The sequence below is a fragment of the Streptomyces sp. NPDC034670 genome (assembly GCF_055574875.1).
Window position 1 is genome coordinate 1 of record NZ_JBVITR010000086.1, and the last position, 15,125, is coordinate 15,125.

14 protein-coding genes are annotated in these 15,125 nt (G+C 75.8%); 10 read left to right on the forward strand and 4 right to left on the reverse strand.

The annotated features are described in order from the left end of the window. Nucleotides 1-346: 346 nt before the first annotated feature. The gene (locus ACZ56B_RS31445) at nt 347-1,150 is read left to right on the forward strand and encodes a pectate lyase (RefSeq protein ID WP_468798043.1); all 804 of its coding nucleotides are present in this window, start codon (nt 347-349) and stop codon (nt 1,148-1,150) included. A gap of 104 nt (nt 1,151-1,254) precedes the next feature. Here ACZ56B_RS31445 and ACZ56B_RS31450 read toward each other — a convergent pair whose 3' ends face one another. Further along, the gene (locus tag ACZ56B_RS31450; RefSeq protein WP_468798046.1) at nt 1,255-2,013 is read right to left on the reverse strand and encodes a PaaX family transcriptional regulator C-terminal domain-containing protein; all 759 of its coding nucleotides are present in this window, start codon (nt 2,011-2,013) and stop codon (nt 1,255-1,257) included. A 72-nt stretch (nt 2,014-2,085) separates the two neighbouring features. Between ACZ56B_RS31450 and ACZ56B_RS31455 the strand changes: the two genes are divergently transcribed. The 5 genes from ACZ56B_RS31455 to ACZ56B_RS31475 all read left to right on the forward strand — a co-directional run bounded on the left by ACZ56B_RS31455 (nt 2,086) and on the right by ACZ56B_RS31475 (nt 7,797). Beyond that, entirely contained in the window at nt 2,086-3,771 is a 1,686-nt protein-coding gene (locus ACZ56B_RS31455; protein ID WP_468798049.1) for an acyl-CoA dehydrogenase family protein, read from the forward strand. Nucleotides 3,772-3,866: 95 nt separating this feature from the next. Then, the gene (locus tag ACZ56B_RS31460; protein WP_468798052.1) at nt 3,867-5,021 is read left to right on the forward strand and encodes a WD40/YVTN/BNR-like repeat-containing protein; all 1,155 of its coding nucleotides are present in this window, start codon (nt 3,867-3,869) and stop codon (nt 5,019-5,021) included. Between the two features lie 83 nt (nt 5,022-5,104). Continuing rightward, nucleotides 5,105-5,782 carry a uracil-DNA glycosylase gene (locus tag ACZ56B_RS31465; protein WP_468798055.1) on the forward strand — a complete coding sequence of 226 codons (678 nt, stop codon included), beginning with the start codon at nt 5,105-5,107 and terminating at the stop codon, nt 5,780-5,782. Next, nucleotides 5,779-6,789 (forward strand): N-acetylglucosamine kinase, encoded by a 1,011-nt coding sequence (locus ACZ56B_RS31470; protein WP_468798058.1) that lies wholly within the window; start codon nt 5,779-5,781, stop codon nt 6,787-6,789. Before ACZ56B_RS31465 ends, ACZ56B_RS31470 begins: the two co-directional genes overlap by 4 nt. An 84-nt stretch (nt 6,790-6,873) precedes the next feature. After that, complete coding sequence (locus tag ACZ56B_RS31475) at nt 6,874-7,797, forward strand: sirohydrochlorin chelatase (RefSeq protein ID WP_468798061.1); 924 nt, start codon at nt 6,874-6,876, stop codon at nt 7,795-7,797. 89 nt (nt 7,798-7,886) lie between these two features. Here ACZ56B_RS31475 and ACZ56B_RS31480 read toward each other — a convergent pair whose 3' ends face one another. Then, nucleotides 7,887-8,918 (reverse strand): lactonase family protein, encoded by a 1,032-nt coding sequence (locus ACZ56B_RS31480; RefSeq protein WP_468798064.1) that lies wholly within the window; start codon nt 8,916-8,918, stop codon nt 7,887-7,889. A gap of 99 nt (nt 8,919-9,017) precedes the next feature. Beyond that, the gene (locus ACZ56B_RS31485) at nt 9,018-10,505 is read right to left on the reverse strand and encodes an FUSC family protein (RefSeq protein WP_468798067.1); all 1,488 of its coding nucleotides are present in this window, start codon (nt 10,503-10,505) and stop codon (nt 9,018-9,020) included. Between the two features lie 271 nt (nt 10,506-10,776). On the opposite strand from ACZ56B_RS31485, the gene ACZ56B_RS31490 reads away from it, so the two are divergent. From ACZ56B_RS31490 to ACZ56B_RS31500, 3 genes are all read left to right on the forward strand, one after another. Continuing rightward, the gene (locus ACZ56B_RS31490) at nt 10,777-11,253 is read left to right on the forward strand and encodes an Lrp/AsnC family transcriptional regulator (RefSeq protein ID WP_468798070.1); all 477 of its coding nucleotides are present in this window, start codon (nt 10,777-10,779) and stop codon (nt 11,251-11,253) included. 49 nt (nt 11,254-11,302) lie between these two features. Next, on the forward strand, nt 11,303-11,998 hold the full coding sequence (locus ACZ56B_RS31495) for an HAD family hydrolase (protein ID WP_468798073.1): 696 nt from the start codon (nt 11,303-11,305) through the stop codon (nt 11,996-11,998). 201 nt (nt 11,999-12,199) lie between these two features. Further along, entirely contained in the window at nt 12,200-12,949 is a 750-nt protein-coding gene (locus tag ACZ56B_RS31500; RefSeq protein ID WP_468798076.1) for a DUF4142 domain-containing protein, read from the forward strand. Between the two features lie 26 nt (nt 12,950-12,975). Here the strand turns inward: ACZ56B_RS31500 and ACZ56B_RS31505 are convergent, their stop codons facing one another. Further along, the gene (locus ACZ56B_RS31505) at nt 12,976-13,740 is read right to left on the reverse strand and encodes a LysR substrate-binding domain-containing protein (protein WP_468798079.1); all 765 of its coding nucleotides are present in this window, start codon (nt 13,738-13,740) and stop codon (nt 12,976-12,978) included. A 364-nt stretch (nt 13,741-14,104) separates the two neighbouring features. On the opposite strand from ACZ56B_RS31505, the gene ACZ56B_RS31510 reads away from it, so the two are divergent. Beyond that, nucleotides 14,105-14,593, forward strand: coding sequence for a hypothetical protein (locus ACZ56B_RS31510; protein ID WP_468798082.1), 489 nt, complete (start codon nt 14,105-14,107; stop codon nt 14,591-14,593). The last annotated feature ends 532 nt before the right edge of the window (nt 14,594-15,125 follow it).

Below are 15,125 nucleotides of genomic sequence, written 5' to 3' on the forward strand. Positions count from 1 at the left end.
CCCCCCCCCCCCCCCCCCCCCCCCCTCCCCCCCCCCCCCCCCCCCCCCCCCCCCCCCCCCCCCCCCCCCCCCCCCCCCCCCCCCCCCCCCCCCCCACCGCCGTTCCCGGGGAAGACCCCGGAGGACGGGGTCGGGGCACGCGCTCTCCCGTGCAGGAGTGGCTGAATGTGACAGGCGCAGGGCATTGACCAGAAAGCGCTTACCCCATACGTTCCGTTCAGCGACGTGACCCCTTCACGCCATCCGGACGATGAATGTTCACGTACATGAGCACTCGGGCGCCCCGGGACACACGCGCGGGCACCGGAGGGCTCCGACACCCCCACACCACGACAGAAGGAACGGCATGACTTCTGCGACACGGCCACGCACCCGCGGGCGGACGCCGATGGGCGCACTGGCCACCCTCGGACTCTCTGTTGGCATGCTCATGTCCATCGGGTCGTCCCCGGCCGACGCCGCCACCTGGCCGACCCCCAACGGCAGCCAGGGCGTCTCCTCCACCCTCTCCGTGTCCGGCACCAAGGACTACGGGATGAAGCGCCTGTACGGCACCGGCGACCTGGGCTCGGGCGGCCAGGACGAGGACCAGGGCCCGATCCTGGAACTGGCGGACGGCGCGGTCCTGAAGAACGTGATCCTGGGCGCCCCCGCGGCCGACGGCATCCACTGCCTGGGCTCCTGCACGCTGCAGAACGTGTGGTGGGAGGACGTCGGCGAGGACGCCGCCACGTTCAAGGGCAAGTCGTCGTCGGCGGTCTACACCGTCAGCGGCGGCGGAGCCAGGGAGGCGAGCGACAAGGTCTTCCAGTTCAACGGCGCCGGAACGCTGAACGTGTCGAACTTCGCGGTGCAGAACTTCGGCACCTTCGTCCGCTCCTGCGGCAACTGCTCCACGCAGTACAAGCGGACGATCAACCTCAACGGCATCGAGGTGACCTGGAAGGGCGGCAGGCTGGCCGGCATCAACACCAACTACGGCGACAGCGCGACCCTGCGGAACATCACGATCATCGGGGACGGCAGCAGGAAGATCGTCCCCTGCCAGAAGTACATCGGCAACAACAGCGGCAAGGAGCCGAGCAGCAACGGCTCGGGCCCCGACGGCACGTACTGCAAGTACGCGTCGTCCGACATCACCTACCGGTAGCCCGCGCCCGCCGGCAGGCCCCGCCCGCCGGCGGTCCCGGGACGGTCCCCCACGGCGAGGACGGCCGTAGGGAGCGCCGCGCGGCGCTCCCTACGGCCGTCGCGTCACGCGCCGCCCGCCCCCGCGCGCACCCGTCCCGCCAGCTCCCCGCGGTAGTCGGCGTACGCGGCCCGCAGCGCGTCACCGGGCCAGTCGGCGGGCAGCAGGCCGGCCGGCAGGACCGGATCGGCGAGCAGATGGCGCACCGCGGCGGCGAACAGGGCGAGCCGGTCGGCGGGGCGGGCGGCGCGGTCGGCGCCGGCGAGGAGCGCGCGGGCCGCGGCGGACCAGGCGTCCAGCGGCCAGAGGTCCGCGGCCAGCTCCCCGGCGGGTCCGGCGGGCCGGGTGGTGCAGCGCAGGGCCACCCGGTCGAGGGCGGCGGGCAGGGGGCGGCTCAGATTGGCGGGGCGCAGCCAGACGCCCTCCCGGAGTTCGGCCAGCCGGAGGGCGGTCAACCGCGCGCGCAGGTCCGCGCGTTCGGCGGGGCCGCGGCCCGTCGCGGTGACGACGACCATCTCCCAGTCCCCGTCCCACTCGCGCGTGCGGGGCCGCACGGCCTCGTCCTGGCGGTGCTGGCGCCGCGCCAGCCGGTCGCTGAGGCGGTAACCGGCGTCCGTGCGCAGCAGGTCGCCCGCGGCGACCATCCGGCTGAGTGCCGCCCTCAGGGTGGATCCGCCGACGCCGAAGCCCTCCACGAGCCGCCGCAGCTCCCGGGCCGGGAGCTGCGGCGGGTGCGTGCCGAGCAGCAGGCTCAGCACGACCGACCGCGCGGACAGGGGGCGCGGCCGCAGGTCGTCCGGGAGTCCCGGGTCGTCCATCCGCATGGATCCGTACTGTACGGCGCACCGTTCGTTGCATCATTGCTGCAACCGTGGGAGAAGTGCAACACTCGGCGCATGGTCACGACACCTGTGGACGAGCGGCACCCGGACTTCGGCGGACAGGACGGCGGGCACGCCACGCACGACGTCGTCAACCAGCCCCCTCCCCCGGCCCCGTACGACGCGTCCGACGACACCGCCCTGCTGGAGGGCCTGCGCCGGGAGGGCGCCGGCTGGGCCGAGGAGGACCTGCGGCGGCTCGGCGGGCTGGCCGGCAGCGCACAGGTGCAGGAGTGGAGCGACCAGGCCAACCGGCACGAGCCCGAACTGCGCACGCACGACCGGTACGGGCACCGGATCGACGAGGTCGAGTTCCACCCGAGCTGGCACCACCTGATGCGCGCGGCCGTCGCCGAGGGGCTGGCCGCCGCGCCCTGGGCGGACGACCGGCCCGGCGCGCACGTCGCCCGCACCGCGGGAGGACTGGTGTGGGGCCACACCGAGGCGGGGCACGGCTGTCCGACGTCCATGACGTACGCGGCGGTGCCCGTCCTGCGCCGCCGGCCGGAGCTGGCGGAGCTGTACGAGCCGCTGCTGACCAGCCGGAAGTACGAGCCGGGCCTGCGCGTGCCGACCGAGAAGCGCGGGCTGCTGGCGGGCATGGGGATGACCGAGAAGCAGGGCGGCTCCGACGTCCGGGCCAACACCACCACGGCGGCGCCGACCGCCGAACCCGGCGTGTACACGCTGCGCGGGCACAAGTGGTTCACGTCGGCGCCGATGTGCGACCTGTTCCTGGTGCTGGCGCAGGCTCCGGGGGGCCTGTCCTGCTTCCTGGTGCCGCGCGTGCTGCCCGACGGGACGCGCAACGCGTTCCGCATCCAGCGGCTGAAGGACAAGCTGGGCAACCGGTCCAACGCCTCCTCCGAACCCGAGTTCGACGGGACCGTGGCCTGGCTGGTCGGCCCGGAGGGGCAGGGGGTAAAGACCATCATCGAGATGGTCAACTGCACCCGGCTGGACTGCGTGACGATGTCGGCGGCGCTGATGCGCAAGACGCTCGTCGAGGCGGGGCACCACGTGCGGCACCGCAGCGCGTTCGGGGCCCGGCTGGTGGACCAGCCGCTGATGCGCAACGTCCTGGCCGATCTCGCGTTGGAGTCCGAGGCCGCCACCGCCCTCACCCTGCGCCTGGCCGGCGCCGCCGACCGTGCGGTGCGCGGGGACGCCGGGGAGGCCGCGTTCCGCCGGATCGCGACCGCGGTGGGCAAGTACTGGGTCACCAAACGGGGGCCGGCCTTCACCGCCGAGGCCCTGGAGTGCCTGGGCGGCAACGGCTACGTCGAGGAGTCGGGCATGCCCCGGCACTACCGCGAGGCCCCGCTGCTGTCGATCTGGGAGGGCTCGGGGAACGTCAACGCTCTCGACGTGCTGCGGGCACTCGGCCGGGACCCCGCCACGGCACAGGCGCTCTTCGGCGAACTGGACCTGAGCCGGGGGGCGGACGCCCGCCTGGACGCGGCCGTGGCGCGGCTGAGGGACCTGCTGGCCGAGGGGTCGCAGGCCGGCGCCCGCCGGCTGGTGGAGCACACCGCCCTGACCCTGCAGGGTTCCCTCCTCGTCCGGCACGCCCCGCCCGCGGTCGCCGACGCCTTCTGCGCGACACGGCTCGGCGGCGACTGGGGACACGCCTTCGGCACGCTGCCCGCGGCGGCCGGGATCGACGCGATCGTGGACCGCGCGCTGCCGGGCACCGTCTGAGGCCCTTCGCGCGGCCGCGGCGGCCGCCGCGGCCGCCCGGTGGCCGCCGCACCGGCGCCGACCTGCGACGCGGCCCGGCCCGGACGTGACTGTCAGTGGCCGGGTGCAGACTGGCGGGTGTCCGGGACGAGGGCGTCGACGAGGACGCCGCGGAGGTGATCGGCATGTCCGAGGTACTGCTCGCCGTGGGCACCCGCAAGGGCCTGTTCATCGGGCGCCGGCGGGGTGGCGTCTGGGAGTTCGACGAGAGTCCCTGCTTCAACGCGCAGGCCGTGTACTCGGTGGCCCTCGACACCCGCGGCGCGCGCCCGCGGCTGCTGGCCGGCGGCGACAGCGCGCACTGGGGCCCCTCGGTGTTCCGCTCCGACGACCTCGGCCGCACCTGGGCCGAACCGGCGCGGCCCGCCGTCCGCTTCCCCGAGGACACCGGGGCCTCGCTGGAGCGGGTCTGGCAGTTGCACCCGGCCGCGGCCGAACCGGACGTGGTGTACGCGGGGACGGAACCGGCCGCGCTGTACCGCTCGGAGGACCGCGGGGAGTCCTTCGCCCTCGTCCGGCCGCTCTGGGAGCACCCCACCCGCTCGCGGTGGACGCCGGGAGGCGGGGGCGAGGGCCTGCACACCGTGCTGACCGACGGGCGCGACCCGCGGGCCGTGACGGTGGCCGTGTCGGCGGCGGGGGTGTTCCGCACGCTGGACGGCGGCGCGAGCTGGTTCCCGTCCAACTCGGGGGTCTCCGCGGTGTTCCTGCCGGACCCGCGCCCGGAGTTCGGGCAGTGCGTGCACAAGGTGGCCCGGGACGCGGTGGACCCGGACCGGCTGTACCTGCAGAACCACTGGGGGGTGTACCGCAGCGACGACGCGGGCGGGCACTGGACGGACATCGGCGAGGGCCTGCCCTCGACGTTCGGTTTCGCGGTGGTGGCCCATCCCCGCCGCGGCGGCACGGCGTACGTCTTCCCGGTCAACGCCGACTCGGACCGGGTGCCCGCGGGCCGGCGCTGCCGGGTCTTCAGGACCGCGGACGCCGGCCGGAGCTGGGAGCCGCTGACGGCGGGTCTGCCGCGGGAGGACCACTACGGCACGGTGCTGCGCGACGCGATGTGCCACGACGGCGCGGATCCGGCGGGCGTGTACTTCGGCAACCGCAACGGCGAGGTGTACGCGTCGGCCGACGACGGCGACAGCTGGCGGCTGCTGGCCTCCCACCTGCCGGACGTGCTGTGCGTGCGGGCGGCGGTCGTCGGATGAGCCGGGGGAGGGTCCCCTCCGGTCCCGGCGGTCCCGGGCAGGGGTTGATCCCCGCCGCCGTCGCGGCAGTAGGGTGGACGCCCGTGGCACCACGACCCTTGCATGAGATCGTCGAAGCGGGCTGGGCGAAGGCCCTGGAACCGGTGGCCGGGCGGATCGCCGGGATGGGGGACTTCCTGCGCGCGGAGATCGCCGCCGGACGCACCTACCTGCCGGCCGGACCGAACGTCCTGCGGGCCTTCCAGCAGCCCTTCGACGAGGTACGCGTTCTGATCGTCGGGCAGGACCCGTACCCGACCCCGGGGCACGCGGTGGGACTGTCGTTCTCGGTCGCGCCCGAGGTGCGGCCGCTGCCCGGCAGCCTCGTCAACATCTTCCGCGAGCTGACCGCCGACCTGGGCCTGCCCCAGCCGTCCAACGGCGATCTCACGCCGTGGACCGAGCAGGGCGTGCTGCTGCTCAACAGGGCGCTGACGACGGCACCGCGCAGGCCGGCCGCCCATCGCGGCAAGGGCTGGGAGGAGGTCACCGAGCAGGCGATCCGCGCGCTGGCCGCACGGGGCAAGCCCCTGGTCTCCATCCTGTGGGGGCGCGACGCCCGCAACTGCCGCCCGCTGCTCGGGGACCTGCCGGCGGTCGAGTCCGCCCATCCGTCGCCGATGTCCGCGGACCGCGGCTTCTTCGGCTCCCGCCCGTTCAGCCGGGCCAACGACCTGCTGATCCGCCAGGGCGGCCAACCGGTGGACTGGCGCCTGCCGTGACCGGCTCCGGGTTCCTCGCCGTGGACTCCGGGGGCTCCGGTGTCCGGGTCGTCGTCGGTGCCGCCGGGCACGGCGCGCCGGCCGCCCGGGGGGCCTCCGAGGAGCCGGTGCGGACCGGGGCCCGGGGCATCGATCCGGGGCACCTCATGGAGCAACTGGTGCCGATGGCGCGGGCGTTGTGCGCCGAGTCCGGGATCGGGCGCCTGGAGGCGGCCGTCGTCGGCGCGGCCGGGCTGGCCAGCCTGGGGGACGCCCTGCGCGCCGAGCTGCCGGGGGCGCTGGCCCGTGAACTGGGCGTGCGGCGGGTGGCGTTGGCCGCCGACGCCGTCACCGCCTATGTCGGCGCCCTCGGGCCGCGCCCCGGTGCGGTGGTCGCCGCGGGCACGGGACTGATCGCGGTCGGCACCGATCTGACCGGGTGGCGCCGGGCGGACGGCTGGGGACACCTGCTCGGCGACTGCGGCGGCGGCGCCTGGATCGGGCGGGCGGGGCTGGAGGCGGCGCTGCGCGCCCTCGACGGGCGGGAGGGCGGCTCCGCACGGCTGCTGGCGAGCGCCGAGGCGGTGTTCGGTCCCGCGGCGGGGCTGCCCGGCCGGCTGTATCCGCGCACCGACCGTCCGGCCCTCCTCGCCTCCTTCGCGCCCCGGGTGGCCGAATGCGCGGCCGACGGCGATCCCGTCGCCGCGGACGTGCTGCGCGCGGCGGCCCGGCACATGGCGGACTCGGCCGCGGCCGTGTGCCCGGACGTGGACGAGCCGCCGGTCGGTGTCACCGGCGGCCTGTTCCGGATCGGCGCCCCGCTGCTCGTACCGCTGGACGAGGAGCTGGCGCGGCGGCTGCCGCGGGCACGGCGGGTCACGGCCGAAGGGGACCCGCTGCACGGAGCGGTGCGGATCGCCACCGCCCTCCTGACGGGCACGTTCGCCCTTCCGAGCGACGGAAGGATGCTGTGTCTGGCGGGCCCGTCGGCCGGGGGCGTCACCCGGGCGGCCGATCCCGGGTCGTAACCCATCAGACAAATCCGGACGGATACCGCTCACCTGCCCCCTCCCCGAACAGAGGAGCCCAGGAAGCCACTAACATGCCGCACCATGAGCACCCCCACTGGGCCCGCGTCCGGCCTGCCAGTACGAATGCCGCGCCCCCGCCAGCCCGGGCGGCACCGCCGCCCCGAGCCCCTGGTGGCTCCCGAGGACGCGCCCGCGCTCGTCCTCGCCGTACCGGGCGCGCCCAGTAGCACCACCCGTTCCCTCGCCGACGAGGTCGTGAGCATCGCCCGTTCCGAGCTGCCCGGCCTCGACGCCCGGATCGGCTACCTCGACGGCGACGACGAGGAGTTCCCCTCGCTGCAGTCGGTGCTCGCGCACGCCGGCGAGGAGCGCACCGCCCGCTTCGAGCAGGCCCGCGCGGCCGGCGCGGACGTCAAGGAGCCCGACGGCCCGGTCGCCGTCGTCGTGCCGCTGCTCGCCGGCCCGGACAGCGCGCTGCTGCGCCGGGTGCGCCAGGCCGTGATGGACAGCCGCGTCGCCGCGGAGCTGACCGATGTGCTCGGCCCGCACCCGCTGCTCGCCGAGGCGCTGCACGTGCGGCTGTCGGAGGCCGGCCTGGCCCGTGCCGACCGCGCCCGCCTGTTCACCGTGGCGACCGCCGCGGACGGCATCGTCCTGGCGTCCGTGGGCGGTGAGGAGGCCGTGCAGGCGGCCGGGATCACCGGCATGCTGCTCGCCGCGCGCCTCGCGGTGCCGGTGATGGCGGCGGCCCTGGACCAGGAGGGCTCCATCGCCTCCGTCGCCGAGCAGCTGCGCGGCTCCGGTTCGCAGCAGCTGGCGCTCGCGCCGTACCTGATCGGCCCGGAGATCGACGCGAGCCTGATCGAGGAGGCCGCGAAGGAGGCGGGCTGCTCCGCCTCCGAGGCGCTCGGCCCGTACCCGGCGATCGGCAAGCTCGCCCTGGCCAAGTACACGACCGCGCTGGGCATCGCGCCGCAGCAGGCGCAGGGCTCCCCGGTCCGCTGACGCGGCCGGCGCTCGCACCGACGCCGAAAGGGCCCGCTCCGGCCGCCGGAGCGGGCCCTTTCGCGTGATCCGGTGCGCGGGGCTTCCGGTCAGCCGATGACCACGCAGGACGCCGCGGGCACCGGGATCGAGCCGCCGCGTCGCGGCACTCCCGTGTCCGGGTCGACCGCGAACCAGGTCACGTCCCCGGAGCGCTCGTTCGCGACGTACAGGAAGCCACCGGACTCGGTGATCGCGCGCGGCCAGTGACCGCCGCAGGGCACGGTGGTGCGCGGGCTCAGCCCCGCGCCCTCCCCCTCGACCGCGAACACCGACAGCACGTCCTCCCCGCGGGTCGCGGTCCACACGAAGCGGCCGTCGGGCGAGACGGCCACGCCCGACGGGTAGGCGTCGCCGGCCGGGGCGCCGGGCAGGACCGGGATCTCGGTGAGCGGTGTCAGCGCGCCGTCGGCGGCGTCCCAGCGGCAGACGACGAGGGTGGGGCTGAGTTCGTTGAGGACGTACGCGTGCGCGCCGCCCGGGTGGAAGGCCAGGTGACGCGGGCCCGACCCGGGGCGCAGGGCGGATTCCCGGTGCAGGCCCACCGTGCCGCCGGTGAGGACGCACACCCGTACCGAGTCCGTGCCGAGGTCGACGCTGACCGCCCAGCGACCGCTCGGGTCGGGCTGCACCTGGTGGGCGTGCGGCCCCCGCTGGCGCTGCGGGTGGGGGCCCGAGCCGCGGTGCCGCAGCACCCCGGACGCGGTCCGCGCGAGGCCGCCGTCCGCGCGGACGGGGACGGCGGTGACACTGCCGGAGCCGTAGTTCGCGGTGAGCAGGTGCCCGGCGAAGAGACTGAGGTGGGTCGGCCCGTTCGCGTCGACCGGTACCGGGGGCCCGGCCGGCTCCGGCCCGTCGCCGGTCACGCGGAACGCGGCCACGGCGCCCTCGGCCGTCTCGCTGACCGCGTACAGCATGCGGCGGTCGGCCGACAGGGCCAGGTAGGAGGGGTCGGGCACGCCGCCCACGGTGCTCAGGACGGTCAGCGCGCCGCTGTCGGGGGCGACGGCCGCGGTGACGATGCCCGGGCCCCCCGCCGCCGTGAACGACCCGATGAACGCCCGCTGTCCGCCGTCCGCCACCACTGTCCCCTCTCGTCCGGTACCGGTCCGGAGCGACGGTAGCAGCCACCCCTTCAGGTCTAGACCAAAAGGGCCGACCGGGTGCGTGCCCGGTGGCCCTCAGGCGCCCACCAGGGGGGATCCGGAGGAGGCCCGCAGCGGCGCCGCGAGTTCGGTGAGGGCGCGCTCCAGGCCGTGGAGGTGGGCCAGGGCGGGTTCCGCCGCGGCCGGGGCCGGGCGCACCGCGACGTCCCGGCCGTCGGTGAGCGCCTCGACCGCGACCTCCACGCGCCGGCAGGCGGCGGCCAGGCGGGCGTCGTGCGAGGCCTCCGGGTCGGCGGCGACGGCGACGAGGCCGCGGACCTCCCGGGCGCAGTCGTCGAGCAGGGTGAGCACCCGGCGGGCGCGCCGCTTGCGGCCGAGCACGGGGTTCAGCGGATGCACCAGCGGAGCGACCGAGAGCCGCACCCGGGCGAGGATCCGCTCCAGCTCCGCCACCTCCGGCGCGGGATCGGCGTCCCCGGCGCCGGCCAGCCGCGCGGCCGCCCGGGCGGTGCACGCGTGGACGCAGCGCAGGGCCCGCCGGATCCAGGCGTCGGTGACGCCGTGGGTGGTCACGGGGAGGACGAGGGCCGCCGCCAGCGCGGCGCCGAGCGCTCCGACGCCGGTCTCCACGAGCCGCAGGGCCAGCAGACCGGGGCTGAGCACCCCCAGCAGGCCGTAGAGCACGGCGGCGAGCAGCGTCACCCAGAGCATCATCCAGGTGTAGGACACCGCGGCCGTGTAGAAGATCCCGAAGACGGACACGGCGACGAGCAGGGCGGTGGGGACCGCGTCCCCGTGCACGGGGACGGCGACGAGCAGCGCGAGGCCGACGCCGATGACCGTTCCCAGCACCCGCCGGAAGCCCCGGACCAGGGTCTCGCCGCGCGAGGCGGTGTTGACGAAGACCCACCAGGTGGCGCCGACGGCCCAGTACCAGCGCTGCCCGGACACCAGCTGGCCCACGACGAGGGCGAAGCCCGCGCCGGCCGTCGCCTGGACCGCCTGGCGCGTGGTCACCCGGGCCAGCCCCGTGCCGCCGGGCGGAGCCGGCACGACGGCGGGCGGCAGACGGCGCTCGTAGCACCACAGCCCGAAGCGCACGGCGGCCGCGGCGAGCACGGACAGCAGGACGGAGGCGTACAGCTCGGGGAGCTGGTCCGTCCCGGCGTGCAGGAACTGCGCCACGAAGTAGGTCATGAACGCGAAGACCCCGAGGCTGTGCCCGCGAGGACCCCAGCGCCGCGCGTACACGCCCAGTCCGACCACGGCGAGGAAGGCGAGGTCGCGTGCCACGGGGTGGTCGTGCAGCCCCGCCGCGGCGGCGAGCACCGGCAGGCCGACGGCGGGCAGCAGCGCGGTCGTGACGGCCTGCCCGCGGACCGTGGCGTCGGTGACGGTGAACAGGGCGAGCAGGGCGGCGAGCCCACCGGTGACGGTTCCCGTGAGGGAGTGGCCCGCCAGGCCGCACACGACGACCGCCAGCCCGACGCCGAACACGGCCCGCGCCGCGAAGCGCAGCCGGATCCGGCCCGGGTCCGCAGCCGTGAACACCCTCTTCAGCACCGCTTACCGCCCCCTGGGAGTGATGACGCGCACCGTGGCACGCAAAAGGCGCCGCGGGTCCGCAGCGCCATTGACACCCCCATGGGAGCATCTTTTCCGCCACTGGCTCAACAGCCCACCTCGTCACTGGGCCATTGGCCCAGCGTCCAGGGAGCGGGGGTGTTCGCCGGAGGGCCAACGGCCGACGGCGGCCGGCTCGGCGGTCCGGCGCGCCCCGGACCGTGGGTACAGTCGGAAACGATCACCGAAGGACGAGGAGGGGCCGGGCGCCATGGCCGTGGACGAGCTCGACACCCGCATCCTGCGGCTGCTGCTGGAGCAGCCGCGCACCAGCGTGCGGGAGTACGCCCGCATCCTGGGGGTCGCCCGCGGCACCCTCCAGGCGCGGCTCGACCGCATGGAGCGCGAGGGCGTGATCACCGGCACCGGTCCCACCCTCTCCCCCGCCGCGCTGGGCCACCCGGTGCTCGCGTTCGTGCACATCGAGGTCACCCAGGGGCACCTGGACGAGGTGGGCGACGCCCTGGCCTCCGTGCCGGAGATCGTCGAGGCGTTCTCCATCACGGGCGGGGGCGACCTGCTGACCCGGGTCGTGGCGCGCGACGCCGGGCACCTGGAGGACATGATCCAGAAACTGGTCGGCCTGCCCGGCGTGGTCCGCACCCGCACCGAGGTGGCGCTGCGCGAGCGGGTCGCGCACCGGATGCTGCCGCTGGTGGAGTCGATCGGCCGGACGGCACGGAGGTGACCCCGCACCGGGCGCCGGGCGCTCCGGTGTCCTTGGCATCCTGGACCTCATGAGCACTCTCGGGACCCTCTCGGTCATCTTCGATCTCGACGGAACGCTCGTGGACAGCGAGCCGAACTACTACGAGGCGGGCCGGCAGACCCTCGCCGAGTTCGGCGTCCCGGACTTCTCGTGGGCCGAGCACGAGCGCTACGTCGGCATCAGCACGCGGGAGACGATCGCCGACTGGCGGGAGCGGTACGGGCTGCGGGCCGGCGTGGAGGAACTGCTCGCGGTCAAGAACCGCCGCTACCTGGAGCTGGCCCGCGCCTCCACGCGCGTGTACCCGCAGATGCGGGCGTTCGTCGAGCTGCTGGCGGACGAGGGCGTGCCGATGGCCGTGGCCTCCGGCTCCACGCGGGAGGCCATCGAGGCGATCCTGGCGGGCACGGGCCTGGACGCGCATCTGCGCACCGTCGTCTCGGCCGACGAGGTGGCGCGCGGCAAGCCGGCCCCCGACGTCTTCCTGGAGGCGGCCCGCCGGCTCGGCGCGGACCCCGGTGACTGCGTGGTGCTGGAGGACGCGGCCCCGGGCGCCGCCGCCGCGCACGCGGCCGGGATGCGCTGCATCGCGATCCCGTACGTCGCCGCCCAGGCCGACGCCCCGGAGTTCGCCACCGCCGGCCTGCTGCTGCGCGGCGGGCAGCGGGAGTTCACGGCGCGGGCGGCGTACGCGTGGCTGACGCGGACGGCCCGGGCCGCCTGACCCCGGCCCGTGGTGCCCGCCCGTGCCGGGCGGGCACGGGCGGCCCGTCCCCTCCCGCCGTCCGGCCGGGCGTACGCGCCCCGGGGCCGTCCGGGCGCGCCCGCCCCGGGGCTCCTCGAAAGTTCTTCCCGCAACGGTGATTGTTTCGCGTCCTGCGTCCGTACTCCCTGGTGTTGGGCCGTTCATATCCCAGGAGGCACGATGCGCATCTCGCGCAGCACGGCAGGAACCGCGTTCGTGGGCGGAGCCATGATCCTCACCCTCACCGCGCTCGCCTATCCCACCATGCTGGGCGTGCAGAACACCTCGACCCAGCAGGACCGGGTGGTCGCCAACACCAACTACGGTCCGCTGACCGAGGCGGACCGCGACTTCGTGGTCAAGGTGCGCGCGGCCGGGCTCTGGGAGCACCCCCTGGGGCTGCTGGCGATGGAGCGGGGGACGACGCCGGAGATGAAGGAGGCGGGCGTGCACCTGGTCGTCGGGCACGGCCGGCTCGACGCCAGCTGCCGCAGGATCGCCCTGGAGCTCGGCATCACGCTGCCGAACCAGGCGTCACCGCAGCAGCAGGGGTTCGTGGAGACCATCAAGTCCACCAACGGCAAGGAGTTCGACTCCACCGCGGTGAACATCATGCGGGTGACCCACGGGCAGATCTTCTCGGTCATCGCCAAGGTCCGCGCCAACACCAGGAACACCCTGGTCCGGCAGCTGGCCGACCAGGCCAACGACACGGTGCTCGACCACATCACCGTGCTGGAGAAGACGGGTCTGGTCAACCACGAGCAGGTCAACTTCCAGCAGACCAGCCCGCCCAAGATGCCCCAGGAACAGGTGACCCCGCCGGCGCCGCAGGCGGGCGCGCCGGTCATCGCGCTGGAGGTCCCCAAGGAGCTGGAGGACCTGAACACGGCTTCTCCGGCGCCGACCCCGGCGCCCACCGTGCGGTAGCGGCGGGACGCGCCGCCCGTGGTTCCCTACCCGCGGCGGGGCCTGCCCCGCCGCGGGTTCCTCGACGAGCCGCCGGCGCCCTTCCGGCGGCCCCCGCCGCCGGAAGGTCCGCCCGCCGCCCGCTGCTTGCGGGCGCCGTCCCGGCCGGTGCGCCGGGGCTTGTCCGGCGGCGGCTGCTGCGCGCGCCCCCGGGTGCTGTTGACGGTCCGGCCGCGGACGATGCCGATGAAGTCCTCCACCAGGTCCGTCGTCGCGTCCCCGGGCCAGGCCAGCGCCACGCCCGACTCGGGGGCGTCCAAGAGGGGCCGGTGGGTGAGGTCCTTGCGGTGGTGCAGCCGCGCGAGGGACAGCGGGACGACGAGCACGCCGATCCCGGCCGCGACCAGTTCGACGGCGTCGGCGGTGGTGGCGGGGCGTTCGAGGGCGGGCCGTCCGGGCAGGGACTCCCAGTCGAGGACGTCGTCGAGGGGGTGCAGCACGACGTCGTCGGCCAGGTCCTCGGCAGTCACCTCGTCGACGGCCGTGACGAGGTGGTCCCTGGGGACCACGACGACCGTCCGCTCGGTGTAGAGGGGGATCGCGCTGAAGACCGTCCGGTCGACGGGCAGCCGGACCAGCCCCGCGTCCGCCTCCCCGCCCAGCAGCAGTCCCTGCGCCGCCCCGGCGGACACCTGCGTGAGGGTCAGCGGGACGTCGGACCGCCGCTCGTTCCAGATGCGCACCCATTTGTCGGGCATCACCCCGGGTGCGTACACGAGACGGAACGAGGAGGGTGCTTCCGAGCCTGTCACCCGGCCAGGTTACCGGCCGCGGCCGAGGAGCCGGGCGCGCACCCCGGGGCCGCCCCGCCGGGTTCCGGGAGGACGCGTCCCACGGGGCCGGGCCGGACGCGCTCCGAGCGGATCGAGGCGCCGAAGCGGGAGTGTCCCGAGTGGCCGGAGAGCGCGGCGCCGGACGCGGCGACCGGCCCGGCCGGGACCGCCGGGGACCGCTCGGCCCCGGGGTGTGCCGGTTTCCCGGGCGGTTTCCGCGAGGAGTTCCCCCGGAAGGGAAACGCCAGCCCGCGCCACCCTTTCCGGGGGGTGGACATATCCACCACCATGGCCCTTCCGTACGCGCCCGCAGCGGCGCAGCCGACCGCGCCCGGGGTGGGACATGCACAGCGTCACGTGGAAGCAGGCCGTCGAATGGCTGGCCGCGGCGGCCACGGACCCCCAGGCGTGCAAGCGCGAGTGGGACCACGGCACGGGCACGGCGCTGCTCGCGGCCGGCCGGTACTGGGACGTGCTCAGCGTGCCCGACCGGCTGGGGCTGCTCGCCCTGGACCTCATGTGGCGCGATCCGCTGGAGGCGCCCGGGCCCACGCTGGTGGACGCCACGGCCCGCCGCGTGGGGTTCTTCCTGCCGCCCGATCCGGACAGCGAGTGGATCGGATGCGGCGTGCGGCACGTCGGCCGCGGCTCCTGGGTCGCCGTACCGCCGCCGTACCGGTCCGCCGGGCGTCTGGAGTGGCTGGTCCCCCCGGACGGCACCGGTGTCCTGCACGCCCCCGGCGCACTCGAACCGGCCCTGCGCAGGGCCACCGGCATGCTGGCCGTCCTGGCGCCGGTCAGCCCGGATCCCGCGGCTCCGGGGGGCCGGTGAGCTCCTCTCGGGTGCCCGCGGCGCCAGGCGTCAGCAGGGGGACCGGTACGCGGAAGGGCGCGGTCGGCGCGGGCCCGCGCCCGCCCGCCGTGGAGGCGGCGAAGGACGCCCACCGGACGTCGTGGCGCTCCGGGACCGCGCGGCCCCCGGTCCGCCACTCCGCGACGAGGGCCGTGCGGATCGGGGTGCGGCCCGCGTACCCACGGGTGAGCTCGGCGTGCAACCGGCTCGCGGCGTCGTTCCCGAGAGGGCGCCGCGCCGCCTCGGTGCTGTCCCTGCCGAGCCGACGCGCCCCCGTGCGCCGGTGGTACGCGGGGGGGGTCCGGATCCGCCGGGTCGAGTGAAGGCATCACCCGTACGGAGGCGCGCACCGGTCGGGCAGGCATGCGGCGACGGGAGGCCTCCGTTCCGCACTCGGCCGGGTCGTACGGGCACCCCCGCGGCGGGGGGGGGGGGGGGGGGGGGGGGGGGGGGGGGGGGGGGGGGGGGGGGGGGGGGGGGGGGGGGGGGGGGGGGGGGGGGGGGGGGGGGG

Bases quoted from the DNA above. Each gene is read 5' to 3' on its own strand.
- ACZ56B_RS31445 (WP_468798043.1), top strand. From the start codon at position 347: ATGACTTCTGCGACACGGCCACGCACCCGCGGGCGGACGCCGATGGGC.
- ACZ56B_RS31450 (WP_468798046.1), bottom strand. From the start codon at position 2,013: ATGCGGATGGACGACCCGGGACTCCCGGACGACCTGCGGCCGCGCCCC.
- ACZ56B_RS31455 (WP_468798049.1), top strand. From the start codon at position 2,086: ATGGTCACGACACCTGTGGACGAGCGGCACCCGGACTTCGGCGGACAG.
- ACZ56B_RS31475 (WP_468798061.1), top strand. From the start codon at position 6,874: ATGAGCACCCCCACTGGGCCCGCGTCCGGCCTGCCAGTACGAATGCCG.
- ACZ56B_RS31490 (WP_468798070.1), top strand. From the start codon at position 10,777: ATGGCCGTGGACGAGCTCGACACCCGCATCCTGCGGCTGCTGCTGGAG.
- ACZ56B_RS31495 (WP_468798073.1), top strand. From the start codon at position 11,303: ATGAGCACTCTCGGGACCCTCTCGGTCATCTTCGATCTCGACGGAACG.
- ACZ56B_RS31500 (WP_468798076.1), top strand. From the start codon at position 12,200: ATGCGCATCTCGCGCAGCACGGCAGGAACCGCGTTCGTGGGCGGAGCC.
- ACZ56B_RS31510 (WP_468798082.1), top strand. From the start codon at position 14,105: ATGCACAGCGTCACGTGGAAGCAGGCCGTCGAATGGCTGGCCGCGGCG.